Raw genomic sequence first — 23,446 nt, 5'->3', positions numbered from 1 at the left:
AACACACATTCGTAACAGATTCGAAACACAACTCCGATCCCTCGCAGGACCGCTGCAGCCCTTTATATCCGGGGCGCGCGCTCGACTTATCCAGCAACGACGAAACCCGTTCAAAAACGCCCATTTCGTCGGATCCATCTCATGCTTCGCGGCCCCAAGGCGATATCCACTTCAGGCGTAATTCCACGTCCGGAGTTCCTATGAAGTTCAAGTCGATCCAGTTTTCCGTTGCCGCTCTGGCGGGCGCCATCGTCCTCAGCGTCGTGGTTGCTCTGGTACTGTTTGCCCTGTTTTCAGGCGCGCGCACTCAGGACATGGTTGAGCAGCGCACGACGTCGCAGTTCGAGCAAGCGGTCGAGCAGCGCCTGAGCGCCATTGCGCGCACGCAGGCCAGTGAAATCCAGCGCGAACTCGAAGCGCCGCTGCAGACCGCCGCCGCGCTGGCCACGACCAACGCCTTGCTGGGCATGAAGGACGCCAAAGGTGAGCCGTCGCTGACCCTCAGCCGTGAGCAACTGCTCAATGTGCTGCACGAAACCGTCGTCCGTAACCCGAAGATCCTCGGCTCCTACATCGGCTGGGAACACGACGCGCTGGACCGTAACGACGCGGCCTACGTCGGCTCGTCGATGATCGGCGTCGATCCAAAAGATGGCCGCATGATGGCCTGGTGGTATCGCAAGCCGGACGGCACGTTCAATCTGGAAAAGCTGGCCAGCCTTGAGGATCAGAAAATCCTGTCGACCGGCATCCGCTCCAGCGAGTACTACTTGTGCTCGCGGGAGACGCGCAAGGCTTGTGTGATCGACCCGGCGCCCTACAAGGTCGGCGACAAGATGGTCATGCTGTCTTCGTTCATCGAACCCATCATGCTCAACGGCCAGTTCCAGGGGATCGTCGGCGCCGACCTGTCGGTGAACTTCATTCAGGACATGCTCGAGAACGCTGACAAAAAGCTGTACGACGGCGCTGGCGATATGGCCCTGATCGCCACCAACGGCCGCCTGGTCGCCTACACCAAGGACACGAGCAAGCTCGGCGAAAAGGCCAGCGACATCCTCGATGCCAACGAAGTCGCCAACCTGAGCACGATCACCAAAGGCGAAGTGCGTTACGACATCGACAAGGCTCACGGCCACATCGAGCTGTACCTGCCTTTCGGCATCGGCAACACCGACGCACGCTGGACCCTGATGATGCGCATGCCTGTCGACGCGGTCATGGCCGACCTTCAGCAGTTGCAGAAAGACCTCAAGCATCAACGCGAGGCCGATATCTTCGGCATGATGGTGGTCGGTCTGCTGATCGCCGCGCTGGGGCTGTTGATCGTCTGGTTCGTCGGCCGAGGCATCGCCCGCCCGCTCAAGCAAATGGTCGCCATGCTCGACGACATCGCCAAGGGTGAAGGCGATCTCACGCGCCGCCTCACCAGCGATCGCGCTGACGAACTGGGCTCGATCGCCAGCGGTTTCAACACGTTCCTGAGCAAGCTGCAGGTGATGATCAGCCAAGTGGTGACCTCAGTGCAGAAGGTCAGCGACTCGTCCGAACACACCGCAGACATTGCCATTCGCACCAACAAAGGCGTGCACAAGCAGATGGCCGAAATCGATCTGGTCGCCACCGCCGTGCACGAAATGACCGCGACCGCGCAGGACGTCGCCCGCAACGCGACGCAGGCCGCGCAAGCGGCGAACCATGCAGACGACGCGGCCAGCCAAGGCATGCGCATCGTCCACAACACGTCCAATTCGATCAGCGAACTGGCGGTGGAAATCGGCCGCGCCGTCGGCGTGGTGCAAGCCCTGGCCAAGGACAGCGAAAACATCAACGCCATCCTGACTGCCATTCGTGGCATCGCCGAGCAGACCAACCTTCTGGCCCTTAACGCTGCCATCGAAGCGGCGCGTGCCGGTGAACAGGGCCGCGGCTTCGCCGTGGTGGCCGACGAGGTGCGCAACCTGGCGCAGAAGACCCAACAGGCCACCGAAGAAATTCAGAACATGATTCAGCAGCTGCAGAACGGCACGCGTCAGGTGGTCAAAGTGATGGAAGACAGCCAGAGCAAGACCGACGAGAGCGTGGGCCATGCCGCCGAGGCAGCGCAGGCACTGGAAAGCATCACCAAAGCGGTGTCGGTGATCAACGACATGAACAACCAGATCGCCAGCGCTGCCGAGGAGCAAAGCGCGGTCGCCGACGACATCAACCGCAACGTGATCAACATCGGTCAGGTCGCCAACGAGGTGGCTGGTGGCGCCGACGAGTCGAGCCAGGCCAGTGCCGAACTGACCAAGCTGGCGGAACAACAGCGCCGCTTGATCAATCAGTTCAGGGTTTGAAGAGGCGAGCGCATGTGCCTGACACGCCACGCGCTCAATGCTGGCCTATAGGCGCGCAGGCGGAGCATCAGAGCGGCGTCAGGCATTCCGGCGCGTTGAGTTTCGGGTCGTTGACCAGATTGGCCAGAGGACGCTCGCGCAATTGCATCTGCGGTGCGGCCAGCAATGATTGCAGCGTGACCGGCGAGCTTTCCGGGTCGAGCCACTGCGCCTGACCTTGCTCATCGAGAATCAGTGGCCGGCGCTGCCCCATCGCCGCCTGCGTGACCACCGCCACGCTGAGGTAGGTGTGGCCTTCTACGGGATAGGCTTCCCAGATGGCTGCGAAAAACAGGGTCGACCCTTCAGCGGGCGTGAGCCAGAAAGGCCGCTTGCGCACCGAACCGCGCCATTCGTAAAACCCGTTCGCCGGCAGCAGGCACCGCCGTTCCCGAAACGCCTGACGAAACATCGGTTGCTCGGCCAGGGTCTCGGCCCGTGCATGGGCTGGCGTGCGTGACATATCGGTCAGCCAGGGCGGCGTCAGGCCCCAGCGGGCTCTGGCCACTTCTCGTCCGCCGTCCGCGCCCTGCCCCGCCCTCAGCATCAGCACTGCATCGGCCGGGGAGATGTTCCATTGCGCTTGCTGATCGGTCGGGAATCCGGGCAGGGCCGCGAAGGCGGGCGTCCAACGAAACAGCGCATAACGTCCACACATGGGCTTGGGGCAACTCTTCTGGAAAGCGGATGAGGCGGGGCTGAACGGCGTTCAGCACAACAACACGTCGGGGTAACTGTCAGGCTCATCGCCCGACAACGGAAAGGCACCATTGTACTCAGTGATCAGCTGCCGCGCCCGCTCCGCCTGATGGTCCTCGACCGCAAGCCCTAGCAGGCCGGAGACCGGCAGCTCACCGATGCCGCCGAGCAGATGGCGCCCGGTGATATGCGCCTCGATGCCCTCACTGGCGAGCATGGACTGCAACAACTCGCCTTCCATCATGTTTTCCGGCTCATAGATTTTGCGCATCAATCGTTCTCGGCACGGACCTCGAGGTCCCATTGCTCGCCGTCGGTTTCGAGATGAAACTCGATGGGCCGACAGCAGACGTGGCAATCCTCGATGAAGTTGTGATCGCCTTCAGACAGGTCCAGGACGGTTTCTCCCGGTTCGCCGCAATAAGGGCACTCATAAGGGGCTGCAGGTTGTATTTCGTGCATCACAGTCTCCGAGAGCAGTTTTGCGTATAATCGCCGACTTGTTTGCGGGTCGAGCTTTATTTCTCGACATCCGGGCGCCACGCCGGACTCGACCTACCTTTACCCTAGCCGTTTCCAACAAGAGAGCATGATGGGCGAATTCGATGCCATCCGACCTTACAACGACTCCGAAGTAAAAGCCGTACTCAACCGGCTGCTCGGTGACAAGGCGTTCCTCGCGATCCTCACGCATTTCCGTTTTCCACGTCTGGCCGGCTCGTTGGGCTGGATCCTTCAGCCTGCCATCGCGCGCAAGCTGCGCCGTCAGTTCGCCGGTATCGATTCGGTCGCGGCCCTGCAGGACAAAGTCGAGCATTACGTCGATCATACGATCGAGCGTGCCACCGATGGTGTGACCTATACCGGCGTCGAGCAGTTCAAGTCCGGGGTGGCCTATCTGTTTCTGGCCAATCACCGCGATATCGTCATGGACCCGGCGTTCGTCAACTACGCGGTCTATCACGCCGGGTTGCCGACGCCACGTATCGCCATCGGCGACAACCTGCTGCAAAAGCCCTTCGTCAGCGACCTGATGCGCCTGAACAAGAGCTTCATCGTCCACCGCTCGATCACCGGGCGTCGGGAGAAAATGGCGGCGTATCAGCTGCTGTCGGCGTACATCAATCACTCGATCCGCAATGACTGCGCCTCAATCTGGATCGCCCAGGCCGAAGGCCGCGCCAAAGACGGCGACGATCGCACCGAGTCGGCCATCCTCAAGATGTTTCACATGAGCCGCAAGGACGAGCCATTCGGCGAGGTCATTCAGTCGCTGAACCTGACGCCCGTGTCGATCAGCTATGAATACGATCCGTGCGACCACGCCAAGGCGCGAGAGCTGTACATTCGCGCCACGACCGGCAGCTACACCAAGGCGCCGGGTGAGGACGATGTCAGCATTGCGCTGGGCATCACCGGCTACAAAGGGCGTGTGCACGTCAACTTCGCGCCACCGGTCACCGGGCTGTTCGAGGACACCAAGCAGCTGGCGATCGAGATGGACAAGCAGATTCTGGGTGGCTATCGCCTGTTCCCCGTGCATTACCTGGCGTACGCACAGTGGGCCGATGCCGACCCGAGCCTGAATGTGCCCACTGCCGCGGAGGTGTTCGCGGCTGACGAACTGGAGCGTGCGCAGGAAGAATGGCAGCGCCGCCTCGACGGTTGCCCTGAAGAACATCGTCCTTATCTGGTTCTGCAATACGCCACGCCGGTGCGCAACCAGTACCGGGTCAAGGCCGGGTTGCCGCTTTAAGGCACTCAGCAAAAACGGCGCTCACAAGGCGCCGTTTTTTTTGCATGACGCTTACAGCCCCAGAAACACCACCCGATGGGCGTGCATGGCCCGAAGGTGCGCGGCCGGTCAGAGTTTCGTGCTCACCCACGACAGCAACAGCGCAAACACCAGACACGCCGCCCCGATGCGGTAGCTCAGCCGGATCATGCGCACGGTTGGCCCATCCATCAAGTGCATGGGTTCGTCAATCGGGGCGTTTTCGGCAAGGTTGTGCAGACGGGCGTTCACTCGCTGCTCGCGACTGCGCGTGGTGTGCAGCAACCAGATGCCGGGACTCGCCGCCAGCAGTGCAAACAGGTTGATGACCACGCCAGGGGAATGCTGGATAAGCGACATGAGGCCTCGATGGCGCCTGGTCGGACGGCGCCGCACGGGAAAATCCGGTGTAGGACCGGCTTCAGCCGGGAAGAGGCCTGAACGAACGGCCTCCAATCTCGCGGCGTGAGTCTTGCGCCTTCCCGGTTAAAGCCGGTCCTACCGTTTAAACACGGTGTACCTGAGCAATGCGGTGATGCAAAGGTAACGAGTGTCACCTTAACGTCACCTGAACCGGTCACTGTGTAGCACCCTTCAATTGACCACCCGGAAAAGAGAGCCCGTCATGCTGCATGCCCACAACCAGGATCGCCTTTACCTGATCGCGCCGAGCGACGAGCAGGAAGCGTTGATCGATGCCTTGGCGTTCAATGTTCAAGACCGGCACTGGCTGGTGTACTGCGCGTTGGGCGGGCATGCCCACAACGACCTGCCGGAAGTGGATCTGGTGACGGGGTACAGTTTTCTGGATTTCTATCAGGCGGCTTGAACCAGCACCCCGCAACCGAAATCGACCTGAAAAACAAAAGCCCCCGGTTTCTCGCGAAACCGGGGGCTTTTCGTCATGCCGCCAGGATTATTGGCCGAGCAGACGACCGATTGTCTGATCCTGGAACAGGCGGGTCAGCGCATCGCTGAGTACGTCGCTGATCAGTTTGGTGTTGGTTTCCTCGTTCGGCGCCATGCCGAAACGCTGGTCCAGGGAGGCTGCATAACGACCGCTGTAGCTGCGACCGTTGTTCTGCACGTCAGCGCGGAACGTGGAGCTGATGTTGGCTTCGGTCACATACAGCCCTTCTTTGGGCGACTGGTATTTGAGGTCCGCCAGCGTGACGGTCAGTTGCGGGCCGTTGCCGCCCTGCACAGGCGTGAAACCCATCAAACGCACGGCTGCTTCAGCCTGTGCCTGCAATTGCGGCACCAGTTGCTGGCCATTGACGGAAATCGAACTGGTTTCAGGGTACAGACCACCCCGCGTGCCGAGCGTCTGCGAAGGACGTCCGTCGACGACCCGGACAACCACTTGCTGACCATGCCCGACCGGCGCCAGCTGGCTGTTCAACTTCGGTTGCGGGTTAAGGGATTGCGGACTGTGAGCACAGCCCACCAGCGTCAGACTGCCTACAGCAAGCAAACCGAACAAAACGCGACGCAACATGCTCATCTCTCCATGGGCCAAGGCACAAATTGTGCGGCAGTATAACGACCTCGCGAGGTCGCTCACTAGCGTAAAGATACGACAAAGTGCCATTGCCCCGGTTCCGCCGCTCGCCCTCCCGAACACAATTGCGCAACGTCAGCGTCACTGCACTGTCATCGCCCCTCGACATACTTTTCACAACTTCCCAGCCAGGAGTCCTGTCATGGATTTTCTTTGGTCGTTGTTCGCCCTGCGCCGCCGGTACCGCCATTACGCTCGAGTCGATCAATCCGGCGTTTGCCTGGCCTTCAGACACTGCGCCACGCCGCCTCAGGGCCAGGACTGGGTCCAGGTTCACGAACCCAAACTCTGCTGGCTGCATCAGCCCCTGCCCGCCAGCGCCCGGGTTGCGTCACGTGAACGTGCGATTACCGCCCGACAATTGCTCAGCATCTGACCGAACGGCGAATAAAAGTCATTTTTTCTGGATCAATTCTGCGCGTTTCATCGCTATAATCTCCCCCCGATTATAAGGACGTCTCCTGATCGGGCCTCGCAGCATCGTCGACAGCATTGCCGACTCCTCCGTATCGCCCACAGAGAGCCTTCCACACAGACATGTGCAGCGCGATGTGATCGCTGTGCAGGCGCAGATCGATTGATTGTTTCGAACCTTTTGCGCATGCCCTTGCCCCACATCGTGATTGAACCTGATCTGCAGAGCTGCCATCGCGCAGCCCTTTTTGAGGTTCGCGTCTCCAAAAGAGCGTGAAAAAAACGGGTTTTCACAACTTCACAAGAGTGTGGCGAGCAAATGAATAGTTACGCGTTTGTACATGCACCGTTAGCGTCTGACCCAGCCCCCTTGCAAAGGACCCATTGCAGCGCAGTCTCCCTGACCGGAGTCTGATGCCTGTCCACGACGGATTTGGCCGCACGACCGGATGCCTTGACGATAGTCGAATGGCTCTCCGGGCCAGAAAATGCGTTCATGCTTGCCTTACAAAAGCATCAACCAGGCCCGTTCGAGGCGTGCGCTGAAATGCAAAAAATTGCGAAGAATCGGACATGACGATCCCGGCCGGGGTGTTCGAGGCAATGCGCGACTCAAGCGCCGCCCGCACCTGGCAACTGACCACGGGAACCCATGCCGTCAATTTGGTGCTGCAGATTTTGGAGACGCGTTAATGGCGCATAACGAAGCAGTCGATGTAGTACTTGTCGGGGCCGGCATCATGAGTGCCACCCTCGCGGTACTGCTCAAAGAGCTCGACCCTGGCCTCAAGCTTGAGGTCGTCGAGCTGATGGATTCCGGTGCGGCGGAGAGTTCCAACCCATGGAACAACGCCGGCACCGGTCACGCCGGGCTGTGTGAGCTGAACTACACGCCCGAGGCCGCCGATGGCTCGATCGAGACCAAAAAAGCCATTCACATCAACACGCAGTTCGAAGTGTCGAAGCAGTTCTGGGCTTACCTGGCGCGCAAAGGCACGTTCGGTTCGTCGCGCTCGTTCATCACGCCGGTGCCGCACCTGAGTTTCGTACAGGGCGAAAAAGGCATGGCGTACCTGAAGAAACGTTATGAGGCGCTGCGCAAGCACCACGCGTTTTCTTCGATGGAATACACCGAAGACAAAGCCACGCTGGCTGAATGGATGCCGTTGATGATGCCTGGCCGCCCGGCCGATGAGCCCATCGCGGCAACCCGCGTCATGCACGGTACCGACGTCAACTTCGGCAACCTGACCAACCAGTTGCTCAAGCACCTGTCGAGCGCACCTGATGCGCAGGTCAAATACTGCAAACGCGTCACTGGCCTGACCCGCAAGGGCGACGGCTGGAGCGTGACCATCAAGGACGTCAACAGCGGCAGCACCCGCGAAATCGACGCGAAATTCGTGTTCCTCGGCGCAGGCGGCGCGGCACTGCCGTTGCTGCAGATGTCCGGCATCGAGGAAGGCAAGGGTTTCGGCGGCTTCCCGGTCAGTGGTCAATGGTTGCGCTGCGATAACCCCGAAGTCGTCAAACGCCATCAGGCCAAGGTGTACAGCCAGGCCGCGGTCGGCTCGCCACCGATGTCGGTGCCGCATCTGGACACCCGCGTCGTTGACGGCAAGACGTCCCTGCTGTTCGGCCCTTATGCCGGCTTCACCACCAAATTCCTCAAGCACGGTTCGCTGATGGACCTGCCGCTGTCGATCCGCGCAGCCAACATTGCGCCGATGCTGGCGGTGGCCCGGGACAACATGGACCTGACCAAGTACCTGATCAGCGAAGTGCGTCAATCCATGGAGCAGCGTCTGGAAGCATTGCGTCGTTTCTATCCAGAGGCCAAGGCCGAGGACTGGCGCCTGGAAGTGGCCGGTCAGCGCGTGCAGATCATCAAGAAGGACCCGAAGAAAGGCGGCGTTCTGCAGTTCGGCACCGAATTGGTTTCGGCCAAAGACGGTTCCCTCGCAGCACTGCTCGGCGCTTCGCCGGGCGCCTCGGTGACGGTGTCGATCATGCTCGACCTGATCGAACGCTGCTTCCCGGACAAGGCTCGCACCGAATGGGCCGCCAAGCTGAATGAGATCTTCCCGGCTCGTGAAAAAGCCCTGGAAACCGATGCGCAGCTGTATCAGCGCATCAGTGCCCAGAGCGACGAAAGCCTGGACCTGGTCCCAAGCAGCCAGGCGGCAAGCTTCGCTTGATCCAGGGCTTGCCCTGAATCAGTGAGATCACTGAAAGCCCCGCCCACGCAGCGGGGTTTTCAGTTTTGAATCGATGTGCCCGATCACTTCATTACAAACCTGACCGTATACGTCTTCATCGAATCCGCTCCGCTGACAACGGACGCGCCACATTCAGCCGCCACTTTCCCTACCGATGCAGCACTTGCTGACTTCTGCGGCGCGGGGTTGATGGAAATCCAGCTGAACGTCACTTCGTGAGCCAGTTTGAACTCACAGGTCTTGTCTCCCCCGCGCAGGCGAAACGTCGCCGAGTCGTTCCTGGCATTGTTCAGCACGATTTGAGCAGCCGAGGTGCGCACATTGGCAGGCACGGTATAAACACTCAAATCAGCGTTTTTCGGCATCCAGCTTGCCGACGCCAGCGCGAGTTCTGTATTGGCGTGATTCCACAGTTCAATGCCGACCTCCATGCTCTTCGGGTAGGCGGCGCTGGCGCCCGTAGCCGCCGACAGCAGGGCCGTCGCGGTCATCGCTTTGACAGAGATCCTGATTTTGCTGTGCATGTCTGAACTCCATTTCCTGAAGGCATATCGAGCGTCCTGCCCGACAATGTTGTGAGTGATTTCACGACTTCAAGTATGGCGATACAGAGTGATTCAGAAAGAGGAAGAAGCGGAGTCAAGCAGTAGGAGACATCTTGCAGGGAGGTAGCGAAACCGCGAGATCCGCTGATGAAGTTTCTCGCGGTTACAGTGCGTCAGCCGAAAATACTGACGCGCGGAGGGCGATTCAGGACCGGGCTTTTTCGATCAACTCGATGTATTCCTCTGCGTTGCGCTGATCCTTGATCAGTCCAATGAAGTCGTTGCCGTGCTCATCCTTGCCATCCAGGTCGTAGCCGGCTTCTTTGAAAAACACCAGGAAGCGTTCGAAATCGTCGACACGCAGACCGCGGTAGGCCTTGATCAGCTTGTGCAGCGAAGGGGAAGTGGCATCGACCGGCTCGAAATCCAGGAAGAGTTTGATCTGGGCGTCGCCGATTTCATCGCCAATCACCTGCTTCTTATCTTTACGCATTGCTGACTCCAACTGACTTGCGGGGACATTTCACGGGCGGGCAGTTTACCCCCCGCCCGGCCGCGTGCTCAACGCGCGCGTACGCTACCGGTGTGCAGATCGGCCCAGACGTGGCCATTGGCGTAGCTGAGAAACTGACAGTAAACCTTCTCGTTGCGCAGCAGATCCACCAATACGCGGTATTGCGTTGCAGGGTAATAAAGCGTCAGCGTCCGGGATGGCTCGTCATAGGCCGGCTTCTTCAGGCTTTTGCTTTCACCGTCGAAATGGACCAGCACCTGAGAAATGGTTGCGCCCTTGTTCATCGGTTTGCCTTTCAGACGCAGCACCAGCGGCGACGTCACCGGGATCGGCGTCTGATTGGATTGGCGCTGACTCCCGGCCACGACTGAATACTCCGTGACCTGCAGCAATTGCTGCTGCTCGGGCTCACCTTCGCGCACCGACAGCTCGTCAGGCGGCAGATATTGGGCATGCATGGGTTCTGCGAGGGCGGGAAGTGGCAGGATCAAGAGCAACAACAACGCAGTCTTGCTACGAAACGATAACGTCATGGGCGCCTCCCGAAAAAGTGGCAAGCACTCTAACATGGGCGAAACCGGGACCTGTAGGAGTGAGCCAACTGTCTTTAACGCCCCTTCGATCAACGGCGTAATACCTAGCGCCTTCCCGGCTAAAGCCGGTCCTACGGAAAACGTGCAGCGTCTGCAGGACCGGCTTCAGCCGGCAAGAGGCCGGTGCATGCCGTGCAGATGCAGCGTCTGGAATTCAGTCTTCGCGGGCAAGCGCGCTCCCACAGGATTCGTGTCTGGGAGGAGAATCGGGAATGCCCGGAGATCCCTGTGGGAGTGAGCTTGCTCACGATGAGGCCAATATGTTCGCCGGAGAGATATCGCCTGCTCCACACACCTGGCAACCCCACAAATCCCTTGTAGGAGCGCGCTTGCCCGCGATCTGGCGCGCAGCGGCAGCAGCATCGGACGGGGTATGTCAGGCAGAGTGCATGGCCGGGCTTTACGACGACTTCGTCGCCGATCGCGGGGCAAGCCACGCTCCTACGGGTAGTGCATCAAGCCTTCGCGGGCAAGCGCGCTCCCACAGGCTTTGTGCTTGACCCAATACCAGGCGACGCCGCAGAAATCGTGTAGGAGTGAGCTTGCTCGCGATAATCCGCCAGACGATACGAGTGTGTCGGATGTACCAACGTCATCGCGAGCAAGCTCACGCCTACAGAAAAGGCAAACGCTGCTTACATACCCTTCACGGCGTAGATCCCGGCGGCGTTGCGCCAGTAGCCTTTGTAGTCCATGCCGTAGCCGAAGATGTAGCGGTCGATGCATGGCAAGCCGACAAAATCGGCCTTCAGGTCAGGTCGCGCCTTGCGGTCGTGATCCTTGTCGATCAACACGGCGGTGTGCACAGCGCGGGCGCCGGCGTGTTTGCAGAAGTCGATGATCGCGCCCAGGGTGTGACCTTCGTCGAGAATGTCGTCGATGATCAGCACGTCGCGATCAATGAAGGAGACTTCAGGCTTGGCCTTCCAGAACAGCTCGCCGCCGCTGGTCTCGTTGCGATAACGCGTGGCGTGCAGGTAGGACGCTTCCAGCGGGAAGTTCAGATGCGTCAGCAATTTGCCAGCGAAAATCAGACCGCCGTTCATCACGCAGAAGACGACCGGATTGCGATCGGCCAGCACGCTGTTGATTTGCTCACCAACGCGAGCGATGGACGCCTCGACTTCGTCGTTCGTGTACAGGCAGTCAGCCTCGTGCATGACTTGACGGATATGCTCGAGATCAGCGGACATGACGCTCTCCAGGGGGGCAGTGTAAGGAAAAGCGGGCAAAGGTACGCATGAGCCAAGTCCAGGGCAAGCTTTTCTGGACTAACGTTGCACAAGCGTCCCATTAATGTACGAAACCTGACTTGACCAAAGGGTCTGCTCCCGTTTCATCAAGGTCCTGCCCGGCCCGCGATGAGACAGAAGCAGACCCTGAGACAAGTTACAGCTGAATAGATTAATCTAAGCCGTTTTTTTTGCCCGCCCGCTGGAGCCTTCCCCTTATGCCCATTCGTGAGATCCGCCACCCGCTGATCCGTCACAAGCTCGGCCTTATGCGCCGTGCCGATATCAGCACCAAGAACTTTCGTGAACTGGCTCAGGAAGTCGGCGCATTGCTGACCTACGAAGCGACCAAGGACTTGCCGCTGGAAACCTACGACATTCAGGGTTGGGCCGGCACCGTTCAGGTCGAAAAGATCGCAGGCAAGAAAATCACCGTCGTGCCGATTCTGCGCGCGGGCATCGGCATGCTGGAAGGCGTGCTCAGCCTCATTCCTGGCGCCAAGGTCAGTGCAGTGGGCGTCGCACGCAACGAGGAAACCCTCGAAGCGCACACCTATCTGGAAAAGCTTGCCCCTGAAATCGACCAGCGCCTGGCGCTGATCATCGACCCGATGCTGGCGACCGGCGGATCGATGGTCGCCACCATCGATCTGCTGAAAAAAGCCGGCTGCCGCGATATCCGCGCCATGGTCCTGGTCGCCGCGCCGGAAGGCATCGCCATCGTCGAGAAGGCTCATCCCGACGTGAACATTTACACCGCCTCCATCGATCAACGCCTCAACGAACACGGTTACATCATTCCGGGTCTGGGCGATGCCGGCGACAAGATTTTCGGCACCAAGCAAAAGGACGCCTGATGAAGCAGGATGAGTTCAACGATCCACTGTGGCGTACCGTACTGTCGGGCGCCCAAATGCTCTTCGTGGCGTTCGGCGCGCTGGTGCTGATGCCGCTGATCACCGGGCTCGATCCCAACGTCGCGCTGTTCACCGCAGGCCTTGGCACGCTGTGCTTTCAGCTGGTGACTGGCCGTCAGGTGCCCGTGTTTCTGGCGTCGAGCTTTGCATTCATCACCCCGATCATTCTTGCCAAGGGTCAATTCGGTCTGGCCGCGACCATGGGCGGCGTGATGGCGGCCGGTTTCGTCTACACCTTCCTGGGCCTTGCGGTAAAAATCAAAGGCACCGGTTTCATCGATCGCTTGCTGCCGCCGGTGGTCATTGGCCCGGTGGTCATCTCGATCGGCCTGGCGATGGCACCCATTGCCGCCAACATGGCCATGGGCCGTACCGGCGATGGCGCCGCCGAGCTGATTCCGTATCACACTGCGATCATCATTTCGATGGCTGCGCTGCTGACCACTTTGATCGTCGCGGTGTTCGGCAAAGGCATTTTCCGGCTGGTGCCGATTATTTCAGGCGTACTGGTGGGCTTTGCGCTGTCGTTCTACTTCGGCGTGGTGGACGTGGCGAAAATCGCTGCGGCGCCATGGCTGGACATCCCGCACTTCACGGCGCCTGAGTTCAACTGGCAAGCGATCCTGTTCATCGTTCCGGTGGCGCTGGCGCCGGCCATCGAGCACATCGGTGGCGTGATCGCCGTGGGCAGCGTGACGGGCCGCGACTACCTGAAGAAGCCAGGCCTGCATCGCACCCTGCTCGGCGACGGCATCGCAACGACGGTCGCCGGTGCGTTCGGCGGCCCGCCCAACACGACGTACGCCGAAGTGACGGGCGCAGTGATGCTGACCAAGAACTACAACCCGAAAATCATGACCTGGGCGGCGATCTTCGCCATCTCCCTGGCGTTCATCGGCAAGTTCGGGGCTCTGCTGCAGAGCATCCCGGTGCCGGTGATGGGCGGGATTCTGTGCCTGCTGTTCGGTTCCATCGCAGCGGTCGGCATGAATACGCTGATCCGCCACAAGGTCGACCTGGCCGAAGCGCGCAATCTGGTGATCGTGTCGGTGACACTGGTGTTCGGTATCGGCGGCGTGCTGATCGGCACCGGCAACGGCCCCGACGATTTCGGCATGAAAGGCATCGCGCTGTGCGCCGTCACGGCGATCCTGCTGAACCTGATTCTGCCGGGCAACGACGGCTGGAAGAACGAGCATCTGGATGACCAGTTGCCGTAGCGTCGGCCGGCAAAAGAAAAACGGCGCGCCATTCACTGGCGCGCCGTTTTTTTATGCCCGATTGCTGCTCCCCGCGCCACTACGCTTGCTCATCGCGAGCCCGCGCACTGCCTGCACGCAAGCCTAGACAATCATCGCCGGCGCCCGCTCACACAACGTATTCAGAGCCTTGGCCCAGTTCGGGTCGTCGTTGAGGCAAGGGATCAGCACCAGCTCCTCGCCTCCGGCCTCCTTGAACTGTTCGGCGCCGCGATCGCCGATCTCTTCCAGCGTTTCGATGCAGTCCGCCACGAACGCCGGGCACATCACCAGCAGCTTCTTGACGCCCTGCCCTGCCAACTCGGCCAAGTGCGCCTCGGTGTAAGGTTCGATCCACTTGGCCCGGCCCAGACGCGATTGAAACGACACCGACCATTTGCCATCCGGGATGCCCATTCGCTTGGCGAACTCGGCTGACGAACGCATGCACTGCGCGCGATAGCAGACTGCGAGAACCTCTGGTGTCGCGTTCTCACAGCAGTTGCCGTTCTTGAAACAGTGATTGCCCGTCGGGTCGAGCTTGGTGATGTGCCGCTCAGGCAGGCCATGAAAGCTCAGCAGCAGATGATCGTAATCCTGCGTCAGATGCGGCCTCACGCTTTCGACCAGCGCATCGAGGTACTCGGGCTGATTGAAAAACGGCGGCAAGAGCGCGAGTTCGAAATCGAGTTTCTGCTCGCGAATGACTCGCCGGGCTTCCTCGACCACGGTCGTGACCGTGCTGTCCGCGAACTGTGGATAAAGGGGCGCAAGGGTGACTTTCCTGATGCCCTGAGAGGCCAGCCGGGTCAGCACAGTGCCGATCGATGGCTCGCCGTAACGCATGGCCAGCTCGACCGGGCCCTGAGTCCACTCCCGGGTCATCGCCTGTTGCAGGCGCTTGCTCAGCACCACCAGCGGCGAGCCCTCTTCCCACCAGATCGAAGCGTAAGCGTGAGCCGACTGCTCCGGACGCTTGATGAGAATCAGCGAGACGAGCAAGCGGCGCACCGGCCACGGCAGATCGATCACGTAAGGGTCCATCAGGAACTGATTGAGATAGCGACGCACATCGGCGACTTCGGTAGACGCAGGAGAACCCAGATTTACCAGCAATAATGCGTGATCGGTCATGCAACACCTTGATGTCAGTGGCGGCCTGAAAGTTGTTCGAGGGCCGCGCGCAGATCGGTGAATCGGAAAGTGAAACCTGCTTGTAGCAGGCGACCGGGGCGGGCACGCTGGCCACCCAGGAGCAATATCGACAACTCGCCCAGCAGCAGGCGTAACGCAACCGCGGGCATAGGCATGAAGGCCGGGCGGTGCAGAATCGCCGCCAGTGTCTTGGCGAAATCGCGATTGCGCACCGGTGATGGCGCACAGGCATTATAAGGACCTTGGGCGTCGTCCCGGTTCAACAGAAAATCAATCGCCGCGATTTGATCGTCGATATGAACCCACGGCATCCATTGCCGTCCGTTCCCGATCGGGCCGCCCATGCCCAGTTTGAACGGCGGCAGAAGCCGCTGCAGCATGCCGCCCTCGCTGGCCAGGACCAGACCGGTGCGCAGCAGTACGACGCGAATGCCCATCGCTTCGGCACGCTGGGCGGTTTCTTCCCAGGCAATGCACAGTCGGCTGGCGAAATCCTCGCTGACCGGCGCGCACGTTTCGTCCAGCTCGCGTTCGCCACCATCGCCGTACCAGCCCACTGCCGAGCCGGAAATCAGCACCGCAGGTTTTTGCTCACGCCGCTCGAGCCAGGTCACGAGCTGTTCGGTCAACGTGATCCGGCTGTCCCAGAGGAGCATTTTGCGTTTGCGGGTCCAGGGCCTGTCGGCGATCGGCGCGCCCGCCAGATTGACCACGGCATCGACCTGCTGCGCGCCCAGATCGTCCGGATGGGCAATGCCTCGCACACCAGCCCCGCACAGCCTTGGCACCTCATCGGGCCTGCGGCTCCACACCGTCAATTGGTGGCCCAGATCAAGCCAGTGTCGACACAGACGACGACCTATCAACCCTGTACCGCCGGTCAGCAAGATGTGCATGAGTGAGTTCCTCGCGTGGCGTTCGTCGCAAATCGGTAGTCTATTTCTTCACAAACAACGCGCTTGTGAACGAAGCGAACAGTTGAACCATAGGCCACGCTATAGAGAACGGTCTTGCTGACGCGGTTCGATTTATCCGTTCGGAGGGTTGAACGATTCGGGTGAAGCGTCAGCCTCAACATTGAGGCTTGAGCAAGGCCATCGTCCTGAACGTCGAAGGACGACAAGTTATACCGAAAAACAGCATTGTACAGGTTTTAACTACGGCGTAGTCTGTGCAGACAAGGTAACGAGGCCCCTATGACTGTACCTATCGCAATCATCGGTACCGGTATCGCCGGACTCTCTGCTGCCCGCGCATTGCAAGCCGCCGGGCATGCCATCCACCTTTTCGAAAAGAGCCGCGGCAGCGGCGGAAGGATGTCCAGCAAGCGCAGCGATGCAGGCGCGCTGGACATGGGCGCGCAGTACTTCACCGCACGCGACCGCCGCTTCGCCGCCGCCGTTCAGCAATGGCAGGCGCAAGGCCACGTCGCCGAATGGGCACCTGTGCTCTACAACTATCACGGCGCAAAACTGAGCCTGTCGCCCGACGAGCAAGTGCGCTGGGTGGGCACGCCGCGCATGAGCGCGATCACGCGGGCCATGCTCGGCGACATGCCGGTCACGTTTTCCTGCCGTATCACTGAAGTCTTTCATGGCGAGCAGCACTGGAACCTGCTGGATGCCGATGGCCGCAGTCACGGCCCGTTCAGCCAGGTGGTGATTGCCATTCCAGCACCCCAGGCAACCACGCTGTTGGCTGCCGCGCCAAAGCTGGCAAGCGTGGTGGCCGGTGTGAAGATGGAGCCGACATGGGCGGTGGCGCTGGCGTTCGACACGCCGCTGGATACCCCGCTGGAAGGCTGTTTCGTGCAGGACAGCCCGATCGACTGGCTCGCCCGTAATCGCAGCAAACCGGGGCGCGACAATAAGCTGGACACCTGGATTCTGCATGCGACCAGCGCCTGGAGCCGTCAGCATCTGGACATGCCGAAAGAAGAGGTCATCGACCATCTGCACGGCGCGTTCGCCGAGCTGATCAACTGCGCGGTCCCGGCCCCGGCTTTCACGCTGGCGCATCGCTGGCTCTACGCGCGACCTGCCGGAGGGCGCGAAGTCGGCGCGCTGTCCGATCCTGATCTGGGCCTTTATGTGTGTGGCGACTGGTGCTTGTCGGGCCGCGTCGAAGGCGCATGGCTCAGCGGTCAGGAAGCAGCCCGTCGCTTGCTTGAACACCTGAAGTGAATCGCCTGAATCCGCAAAAGCTGCTGCTGTCGAAATGGACAGCAGCCCATCCCCAGAACCGCGAAAAGCACTTCCTGGTCACTGAACTGTTCCGTGACGAAGAAGGCACCGTGCTTGAGATCGAACTGCAGGCCGTGCTGACCAAACGCGGCGAACGAATGGCATGGCAGGCGTTGACCCACGATCAGAGCTGGCGAATGGGATGGAAGTAGCTTCAACCTTGTACAAATGATTTGACTTGTACAACCGCAAACCTATGATGAACAAATATTGTACAGGCATTACTTTCTGTACAAGTCGCTTATCGAGGTTTTGCCATGTCTGCTGTATCCGATCCATTACCGGAACATGCATCCAAGCCCAAGCTCGGCGTCAGTGCCTGCCTGATGGGCGTCGAAGTCCGGTATAACGGCGGGCATAAAGAATCCCACCTGCTGACGCGCGCGCTCAGTGAACATTTCGACTTCGTTCCGGCATGTCCTGAGGTGGCCATCGGCATGGGAATCCCCCGCGAAGCCATTCGCCTGGTCGGCGATCCGGAAAACCCGCAAGCCGTTGGCACCGTTCACACCGATATGAATGTCACCCAGGCGCTGGCCGATTACGGCGAACACATGGCGCAGGAAATGGATGATATCTGCGGGTACATTTTCATGCAGAAATCTCCGTCTTGCGGCCTGGAAAGGGTGAAGGTCTACCGCGACAACGGTGCACCCTTCGACGCAGGCGGACGCGGTATTTACGCTCATGCGTTTTGTGCCCGACATCCGGATCTGCCGGTCGAGGAAGATGGCCGACTCAACGACCCGGTGCTGCGCGAGAACTTCATTACGCGCGTGTTTGCCTACGCCGCCTGGCAACAGGTGCTCAAGGGCGGCATCACGCGACGCGCGCTCACCGAGTTCCACTCGCGCTACAAATACCAGCTCATGGCCAACGACCCTATCCAGTACAAAGTGCTGGGCAACCTGTTGGGCAACATGGGCCGTAACGATCCCAGCGAAATCGCGCCGCGTTATTTCTCTCAGTTGATGGCCGCTCTGAAAAAGCCCGCCACACGTCGCACTCATACCAACGTGTTGCAGCATTTGTGCGGGTACCTGCGCCAGACTATCAGCGCCTCGGACAAGAAAGAAATCCAAGCCGTCATCAACCAGTACCACCAGGGGATCGTGCCTCTGGTCGTGCCACTGACACTGCTCAAGCACCATTTCCGTCAACACCCGGACCCTTACATCGCGCTACAGGTTTACCTGCAACCGCATCCGGAAAACCTAAGCCTGCGCAACGCGATCTGACACATGAAAAACAACCATTCGGAAACACTGGACAATGACCCGCAGGCGTACGCCAGCGCGCTCGAAGAAGGCTGGCTGCCGATTCGCGAAGTCGCGCGCCTGACGGGCGTCAATGCGGTCACCCTGCGCGCCTGGGAGCGACGCTACGGGCTGATCGTGCCTCATCGCACGCCAAAGGGGCATCGGCTTTACAGCACCGCACACGTGGATCGTGTGCTGGCGATCCTGACCTGGCTCAACCGCGGCGTATCGGTCAGTCAGGTCAAACAGCTCATCGACGAGAAAGAAGCGCCGCCGCCCAATCCGGAAAACGATTGGGATCAGTTGCGTCAGAGTTTGCAGGACGCCATCACCGCGCTTGCAGAGCGGCGGCTGGACGACACGCTGAACCGTGCAATGTCGCTGTATCCGCCGCGCACGTTGTGTGAGCAGTTGCTGTTGCCGCTGCTCGCCTCGCTCGAACAACGCTGGCAGGGCCAATTCGGCGCGCAGCTGGAACGCGTGTTCTTTTATTCCTGGCTGCGCAGCAAATTCGGCGCCCGGCTTTACCACAACAACCGGCAGGTCAATGGGGCGCCGTTGCTGCTGGTCAACCAGTCCGATCTGCCGCTGGAGCCTCACGTATGGCTGACCGCCTGGCTGTTGAGCAGCACCGATTGCCCCGTGGAAGTCTTCGACTGGCCGTTGCCTGCCGGTGAACTGGCCCTGGCTTGCGAGTACCTCAAGCCGCGCGCGGTGCTGCTGTATTCGAGCAAGTCGCTGAATCTGGCGCAGTTGCCTCGGCTGCTTCAGAACATCGAGTGCCCGACGTTGATTATTGGCCCGACGGTGCGCATCCATTCGGCCGAGTTATCCGTATCTGCCAGTGAGATCGCCGGACTGACGCTCGCTGAAGACCCGTTGACCGCCCAGACCGCGCTGCAGCATCTCGGGCTTATCTAGGACACGACCATGCAATTGATATGGCTGCGCAGCGATTTGCGCGTACACGACAATACTGCCCTGAGCGCGGCCATGGAGCTGGGCCCGACGCTGGCCGTGTACATGATCAGTCCGGGCCAGTGGCTGAGCCATGACGATGCCGCCTGCAAGGTGGATTTCTGGCTGCGCAACCTCGTCGAGCTCGAAAAGGCGCTGGCCGCCCTCAAGGTGCCGTTGCTGATCGTTCATGCCGACACCTGGAAACATGCGCCCAAAGCGCTGCTCGATGTGTGCAGGCAACACGGGATCGAGCAGGTCCATGTCAACGATGAATATGGCGTCAATGAGACCGCCCGCGATCGCAACGTCGAAGCCGAGCTGGACAAACACGGCATCGGCTTCAGGCGCTATCTCGATCAGCTGTTTTTCCAGCCCGGCAGCGTGCTGACCAAAAGCGGCAACTACTTCAAGGTCTTCACCCAGTTTCGCAAGGTGTGCTACGGGCGCCTGCATTACTCCATGCCGGCGCTCGTACGTCTGCCGAAAGCGCAGCAGCCCGTCTCGGTCAAAAGCGACGAGATTCCGACGCACGTGAAGGGATTCGCTACCCCGCCCGACGCACTGCGCAAACGGTGGCCGGCAGGCGAGGATGAAGCCCGCAAGCGTCTGGAGCAGTTCACTGATGAGCAGGTGCATTACTATCAGGACGAGCGCGATTTTCCGGCCAAACCGGGCACCAGCCAGCTGTCGGCCTACCTGGCCGCTGGCGTCGTGTCTCCCCGTCAATGCCTGCACGCTGCCCTGCGCAGCAACAACGGGGAATTCGAAAGCGGAAACACCGGTTCAGTGACCTGGATCAACGAGCTGATCTGGCGTGAGTTCTATAAACACGTGCTGGTGGGTTTTCCGCGCGTTTCCCGCCATCGCGCGTTCCGTCCGGAAACCGAGGCGCTGAACTGGCGTCAGGCGCCCAAGGATCTGGAGGCCTGGCAGCAAGGTCGGACGGGGTTGCCGATTGTCGATGCGGCCATGCGCCAATTGCTCGAAACCGGCTGGATGCACAACCGCCTGCGCATGGTGGTGGCGATGTTCCTGACCAAAAACCTGTTGATCGACTGGCGCGAAGGCGAGCGCTTTTTCATGCAGCACCTGATCGACGGTGATCTGGCGGCAAACAATGGTGGCTGGCAGTGGAGTTCGTCGACCGGCACCGACTCATCGCCCTATTTCCGGATCTTCAATGCCATCAGCCAGTCCGAACGGTTCGATCCTGACGGCCGCTTCATCAAAACCTGGATACCGGAGCTCGCAGAGCTGAACAAGCGTGACATTCATAACCCGGCATCGCTGGGCGGACTGTTCGGCGTCGAGGGTTATCCGGCGCCAATCGTCGACCTGAAGTCGAGCCGCGAGCGAGCGCTTCAGGCCTTCAAATCATTGCCGCACCGACAAGCAGAGACTCAGGACCATGAGTGAATTCCTGCGCGACTATGCCCGGCGCTTTGCGGCGCTGAACAAAGACAACCTTGAGCACCTGGGCGAACTGTACGCGGACGATATCGCGTTCGCCGACCCCATGCGCAAGGCCCAAGGTCTGGCAGAAGTGCGCAGGTATTTCGCCGAGCTTTACGCCAACGTCAGTGATCTGCAGTTTGAATTCCACGCCTTCGACCAGGTGCGCGAGGGCAAGGGCTATGTGCGCTGGACCAGGACCTACTGCCATCCTCGCCTCAACCAGGGCGAACCGATTGCCGTCCAGGGTTGCTCGCATTTGTTGTGGGCAGAAAACAAAGTCTTTCAGCACCGCGACTTCTTCGACGCAGGCGCGTTGCTGTATGAACACTTGCCCGTCATGGGCCGGATGATTCGCTGGCTCAAACGGAGGCTGGCATGAAACGTCGCATCTGGCTGACAGGCGCCAGCAGCGGCATGGGGCTGGCCCTTGCCGAAGAGCTGTTGAACGCCGGGCATCGGGTTGCGTTGACGGCGCGCAATGTCCAGCCGCTCGAAGCGCTGGATCAACGCTTCCCGCGTCAGGTGCTGCTGGCCCCCGGCGACATCAGTGAACCGAACGACGTCACGGCCATCGGCGAGCGCATCGGCCAGGTCTGGGGCGCCGTAGACACGGTCATCCTCAACGCAGGCACATGCGAATACATCGACGCCAGCCGTTTCGATGCGAGAACCGTCGAGCGCGTGGTCAAGACCAACCTGATCGCGACCTCCTATTGCATTCAGGAAGCGCTGATTATGTTGCGCCTGAGCGAGGCACCGCACCTGGTCGGCGTCGCCAGTTCGCTGGCGTTCTTGCCGCTTGCACGCTCGGAAGCCTACGGGGCATCGAAAGCAGGCTTGCGGTATCTGCTGCAATCGCTGCGCATCGACCTGGCGCGCGAAGGCATCGACGTCACGATCATCAGCCCCGGCGTCGTCGACACGCAACACACGCAGACGAGCCACTTTCCGATGTCGATGCGCTGGTCCGCGCCGAAAGCCGCGCGCTACATTGCCAGCCGACTCGTGAAAAAACGTCGACCGCTGGAAATTGCCTTTCCGCTGCCGCTGGTGCTGACACTGAAACTCCTCGCACTGCTGCCTGAACGTGTTCAGCTCACCTTGGGCAAACGCATGATGCGCGATGCCGATGAGGGCGAGCGCGCGTCGTAAATCGTCATTCTTACCCTGCCTGGACCTGCGGACGCGATGGCGGCCATCAAGACCGGGCCTGAGTCATGGCGCCCTCAAGGAGATTCCCCTGCAAGCCACGTCCGTCAGACTGACCACCGGTCTGCTGTGCGCTGCTTTACACTGCCGCCCATGACTGCCATCCCCGTGCTTCAAATCCCTGCCGATCCTGTCGTCACCTGCTCAACCTGCGCAGCGTGCTGCTGCCAGCTGGAAGTGATGCTGATCACCGACACCGGTGTACCCGAGCGTTTCATCGACACTGACGATTGGGGCGGTGAAGTGATGCTGCGCCTGGATGACGGCTGGTGCGCCGCGCTCGATCGCGACACGATGATGTGCACGATCTACGACAGACGTCCGTTGATCTGCAGAGAATTCGAGATGGGTGCGCCCGAGTGCATCACCGAGCGGGAAGGGATTGCAACGGCGTATCTGTGAGTGTCACGGATCCGCAAGGGTTGCAGGCACTGTGGGAGTGAGTTCGCTCGCGAAGGCTGACGCAGCAGACGCTGCATCCTTTGCGGATGCACCCGCGTCAGCCAACCGACTCCCACAGCTCGACGAGCCGCAGCGATGGATCGCTTAGAACGGCATCGTGTAGTGAATGGCGTAGCTTTCGATACCGTCGTTGTTGGTGGTCATGCCGCCGTTGGAGTAGTGAGTGGCACGCAGGCCGACTTCATGTCCACCAGCAAAGCGCAGACCGAAGCCCAGACGGTCTTCGAACTGGAACGCGCTGCCCAGTTTGTTGCCTTCAACTTCCGTGCGCTGGAATACAGCAGCACCGATACCTGCCTCGATATACGGCTTGACGCTATCGCCGGCAAATTCGTAAACGAAGACAGGCGAGAAAGACAGGCTGTTGTTGCTCGAGTTTTTGTCGCCTTCCCAATAGGTGTAAGCACCGCTCCAGTAACCGGTCAGACGACCGACGCCGGTTTGCCACCAGCTCTTATCCCAATCAAATTGCGCGCCCAAGCGATAAGTCATGGTCGATTCGCCGGTCTGCCCCACCGAAAACTCAACCCCATCAGCTTGTGCGATTGCACTTTGCCCCGTTAAAGCGGCCGCAATCGCAGCCAAACAAAACAGTCGCTTCATCTGAAACATCCCA

At 60.2% G+C, this 23,446-nt stretch carries 27 protein-coding genes; 15 read left to right on the top strand and 12 right to left on the bottom strand.

The genetic code is table 11. The features are described 5' to 3' along the window. Positions 1-200: 200 nt before the first annotated feature. Positions 201-2,342, top strand: coding sequence for a methyl-accepting chemotaxis protein (locus AAGQ88_RS03755; RefSeq protein WP_342654477.1), 2,142 nt, complete (start codon positions 201-203; stop codon positions 2,340-2,342). 67 nt (positions 2,343-2,409) lie between these two features. On the opposite strand, the gene AAGQ88_RS03750 is transcribed toward AAGQ88_RS03755, so the two are convergent. The 3 genes from AAGQ88_RS03750 to AAGQ88_RS03740 are packed head-to-tail and all read right to left on the bottom strand — an operon-like array spanning position 2,410 to position 3,542. Continuing rightward, entirely contained in the window at positions 2,410-3,039 is a 630-nt protein-coding gene (locus AAGQ88_RS03750; protein ID WP_342654476.1) for an SOS response-associated peptidase, read from the bottom strand. 51 nt (positions 3,040-3,090) lie between these two features. Beyond that, on the bottom strand, positions 3,091-3,351 hold the full coding sequence (locus AAGQ88_RS03745; RefSeq protein WP_342654475.1) for a DUF2007 domain-containing protein: 261 nt from the start codon (positions 3,349-3,351) through the stop codon (positions 3,091-3,093). Further along, positions 3,351-3,542 carry a CPXCG motif-containing cysteine-rich protein gene (locus AAGQ88_RS03740; protein WP_093462322.1) on the bottom strand — a complete coding sequence of 64 codons (192 nt, stop codon included), beginning with the start codon at positions 3,540-3,542 and terminating at the stop codon, positions 3,351-3,353. The genes AAGQ88_RS03745 and AAGQ88_RS03740 overlap by 1 nt, the downstream gene beginning before the upstream one ends. Positions 3,543-3,672: 130 nt before the next feature. On the opposite strand from AAGQ88_RS03740, the gene AAGQ88_RS03735 reads away from it, so the two are divergent. Continuing rightward, positions 3,673-4,836: a 1-acyl-sn-glycerol-3-phosphate acyltransferase gene (locus AAGQ88_RS03735; RefSeq protein WP_342655732.1), complete on the top strand. Its 1,164-nt coding sequence runs from the start codon at positions 3,673-3,675 to the stop codon at positions 4,834-4,836. Positions 4,837-4,944: 108 nt separating this feature from the next. Here AAGQ88_RS03735 and AAGQ88_RS03730 read toward each other — a convergent pair whose 3' ends face one another. Further along, positions 4,945-5,214: a hypothetical protein gene (locus AAGQ88_RS03730; RefSeq protein ID WP_285425596.1), complete on the bottom strand. Its 270-nt coding sequence runs from the start codon at positions 5,212-5,214 to the stop codon at positions 4,945-4,947. Between the two features lie 265 nt (positions 5,215-5,479). Here AAGQ88_RS03730 and AAGQ88_RS03725 point away from each other — a divergent pair, with 265 nt between their 5' ends. After that, positions 5,480-5,683: a hypothetical protein gene (locus tag AAGQ88_RS03725; protein WP_093462328.1), complete on the top strand. Its 204-nt coding sequence runs from the start codon at positions 5,480-5,482 to the stop codon at positions 5,681-5,683. 87 nt (positions 5,684-5,770) lie between these two features. Here AAGQ88_RS03725 and AAGQ88_RS03720 read toward each other — a convergent pair whose 3' ends face one another. Continuing rightward, complete coding sequence (locus tag AAGQ88_RS03720) at positions 5,771-6,352, bottom strand: YajG family lipoprotein (protein WP_093462331.1); 582 nt, start codon at positions 6,350-6,352, stop codon at positions 5,771-5,773. A gap of 205 nt (positions 6,353-6,557) precedes the next feature. On the opposite strand from AAGQ88_RS03720, the gene AAGQ88_RS03715 reads away from it, so the two are divergent. Next, a complete protein-coding gene (locus tag AAGQ88_RS03715) occupies positions 6,558-6,791 on the top strand; it encodes a hypothetical protein (RefSeq protein WP_285425595.1) in 234 nt (77 codons plus the stop codon). Positions 6,792-7,521: 730 nt separating this feature from the next. After that, positions 7,522-9,027, top strand: coding sequence for a malate dehydrogenase (quinone) (gene mqo, locus AAGQ88_RS03710; RefSeq protein WP_285425594.1), 1,506 nt, complete (start codon positions 7,522-7,524; stop codon positions 9,025-9,027). A gap of 83 nt (positions 9,028-9,110) precedes the next feature. Here mqo and AAGQ88_RS03705 read toward each other — a convergent pair whose 3' ends face one another. The 4 genes from AAGQ88_RS03705 to AAGQ88_RS03690 form a co-directional block, all read right to left on the bottom strand. Next, positions 9,111-9,572 carry a hypothetical protein gene (locus AAGQ88_RS03705; protein ID WP_342654474.1) on the bottom strand — a complete coding sequence of 154 codons (462 nt, stop codon included), beginning with the start codon at positions 9,570-9,572 and terminating at the stop codon, positions 9,111-9,113. Positions 9,573-9,798: 226 nt separating this feature from the next. Further along, on the bottom strand, positions 9,799-10,086 hold the full coding sequence (locus AAGQ88_RS03700; RefSeq protein ID WP_342654473.1) for a PA4642 family protein: 288 nt from the start codon (positions 10,084-10,086) through the stop codon (positions 9,799-9,801). 68 nt (positions 10,087-10,154) lie between these two features. Beyond that, complete coding sequence (locus tag AAGQ88_RS03695; RefSeq protein WP_342654472.1) at positions 10,155-10,640, bottom strand: hypothetical protein; 486 nt, start codon at positions 10,638-10,640, stop codon at positions 10,155-10,157. Between the two features lie 695 nt (positions 10,641-11,335). Continuing rightward, entirely contained in the window at positions 11,336-11,893 is a 558-nt protein-coding gene (locus tag AAGQ88_RS03690) for a hypoxanthine-guanine phosphoribosyltransferase (RefSeq protein WP_285425591.1), read from the bottom strand. Between the two features lie 257 nt (positions 11,894-12,150). Here AAGQ88_RS03690 and upp point away from each other — a divergent pair, with 257 nt between their 5' ends. Both upp and AAGQ88_RS03680 read left to right on the top strand, forming a co-directional pair. Beyond that, positions 12,151-12,789 carry a uracil phosphoribosyltransferase gene (gene upp / locus AAGQ88_RS03685; RefSeq protein WP_081565524.1) on the top strand — a complete coding sequence of 213 codons (639 nt, stop codon included), beginning with the start codon at positions 12,151-12,153 and terminating at the stop codon, positions 12,787-12,789. Beyond that, positions 12,789-14,069 (top strand): uracil-xanthine permease family protein, encoded by a 1,281-nt coding sequence (locus AAGQ88_RS03680; RefSeq protein ID WP_342654471.1) that lies wholly within the window; start codon positions 12,789-12,791, stop codon positions 14,067-14,069. The genes upp and AAGQ88_RS03680 overlap by 1 nt, the downstream gene beginning before the upstream one ends. A 123-nt stretch (positions 14,070-14,192) precedes the next feature. Here AAGQ88_RS03680 and hemH read toward each other — a convergent pair whose 3' ends face one another. Together hemH and AAGQ88_RS03670 are read right to left on the bottom strand one after the other, a co-directional pair. After that, complete coding sequence (gene hemH / locus AAGQ88_RS03675) at positions 14,193-15,221, bottom strand: ferrochelatase (protein WP_342654470.1); 1,029 nt, start codon at positions 15,219-15,221, stop codon at positions 14,193-14,195. A gap of 14 nt (positions 15,222-15,235) precedes the next feature. After that, entirely contained in the window at positions 15,236-16,138 is a 903-nt protein-coding gene (locus AAGQ88_RS03670; protein WP_342654469.1) for a TIGR01777 family oxidoreductase, read from the bottom strand. Positions 16,139-16,438: 300 nt separating this feature from the next. Here AAGQ88_RS03670 and AAGQ88_RS03665 point away from each other — a divergent pair, with 300 nt between their 5' ends. The 8 genes from AAGQ88_RS03665 to AAGQ88_RS03630 all read left to right on the top strand — a co-directional run bounded on the left by AAGQ88_RS03665 (position 16,439) and on the right by AAGQ88_RS03630 (position 22,770). Then, positions 16,439-17,425 carry an NAD(P)/FAD-dependent oxidoreductase gene (locus tag AAGQ88_RS03665; RefSeq protein ID WP_342654468.1) on the top strand — a complete coding sequence of 329 codons (987 nt, stop codon included), beginning with the start codon at positions 16,439-16,441 and terminating at the stop codon, positions 17,423-17,425. Next, positions 17,422-17,637 (top strand): TIGR02450 family Trp-rich protein, encoded by a 216-nt coding sequence (locus AAGQ88_RS03660; protein WP_342654467.1) that lies wholly within the window; start codon positions 17,422-17,424, stop codon positions 17,635-17,637. Before AAGQ88_RS03665 ends, AAGQ88_RS03660 begins: the two co-directional genes overlap by 4 nt. A 105-nt stretch (positions 17,638-17,742) precedes the next feature. Then, complete coding sequence (locus tag AAGQ88_RS03655) at positions 17,743-18,723, top strand: DUF523 and DUF1722 domain-containing protein (protein WP_342654466.1); 981 nt, start codon at positions 17,743-17,745, stop codon at positions 18,721-18,723. A gap of 3 nt (positions 18,724-18,726) precedes the next feature. Further along, complete coding sequence (locus AAGQ88_RS03650; protein WP_342654465.1) at positions 18,727-19,665, top strand: MerR family transcriptional regulator; 939 nt, start codon at positions 18,727-18,729, stop codon at positions 19,663-19,665. A 9-nt stretch (positions 19,666-19,674) separates the two neighbouring features. Further along, positions 19,675-21,120 (top strand): deoxyribodipyrimidine photo-lyase, encoded by a 1,446-nt coding sequence (gene phrB, locus AAGQ88_RS03645; RefSeq protein ID WP_342654464.1) that lies wholly within the window; start codon positions 19,675-19,677, stop codon positions 21,118-21,120. Continuing rightward, positions 21,113-21,538, top strand: coding sequence for a nuclear transport factor 2 family protein (locus tag AAGQ88_RS03640; RefSeq protein WP_342654463.1), 426 nt, complete (start codon positions 21,113-21,115; stop codon positions 21,536-21,538). Before phrB ends, AAGQ88_RS03640 begins: the two co-directional genes overlap by 8 nt. Beyond that, positions 21,535-22,311, top strand: coding sequence for an SDR family oxidoreductase (locus AAGQ88_RS03635; RefSeq protein WP_342654462.1), 777 nt, complete (start codon positions 21,535-21,537; stop codon positions 22,309-22,311). The genes AAGQ88_RS03640 and AAGQ88_RS03635 overlap by 4 nt, the downstream gene beginning before the upstream one ends. Before the next feature lie 150 nt (positions 22,312-22,461). Beyond that, a complete protein-coding gene (locus AAGQ88_RS03630; protein WP_093462371.1) occupies positions 22,462-22,770 on the top strand; it encodes a YkgJ family cysteine cluster protein in 309 nt (102 codons plus the stop codon). Positions 22,771-22,914: 144 nt separating this feature from the next. Here the strand turns inward: AAGQ88_RS03630 and AAGQ88_RS03625 are convergent, their stop codons facing one another. Further along, positions 22,915-23,433 (bottom strand): acyloxyacyl hydrolase, encoded by a 519-nt coding sequence (locus AAGQ88_RS03625; RefSeq protein WP_093462609.1) that lies wholly within the window; start codon positions 23,431-23,433, stop codon positions 22,915-22,917. Positions 23,434-23,446 lie beyond the last annotated feature (13 nt).

Origin of the sequence: Pseudomonas sp. F3-2, from assembly GCF_038804275.1 — a bacterium.
GTDB lineage: Bacteria > Pseudomonadota > Gammaproteobacteria > Pseudomonadales > Pseudomonadaceae > Aquipseudomonas.
This window is presented reverse-complemented; position numbering and strand designations above follow the sequence as displayed.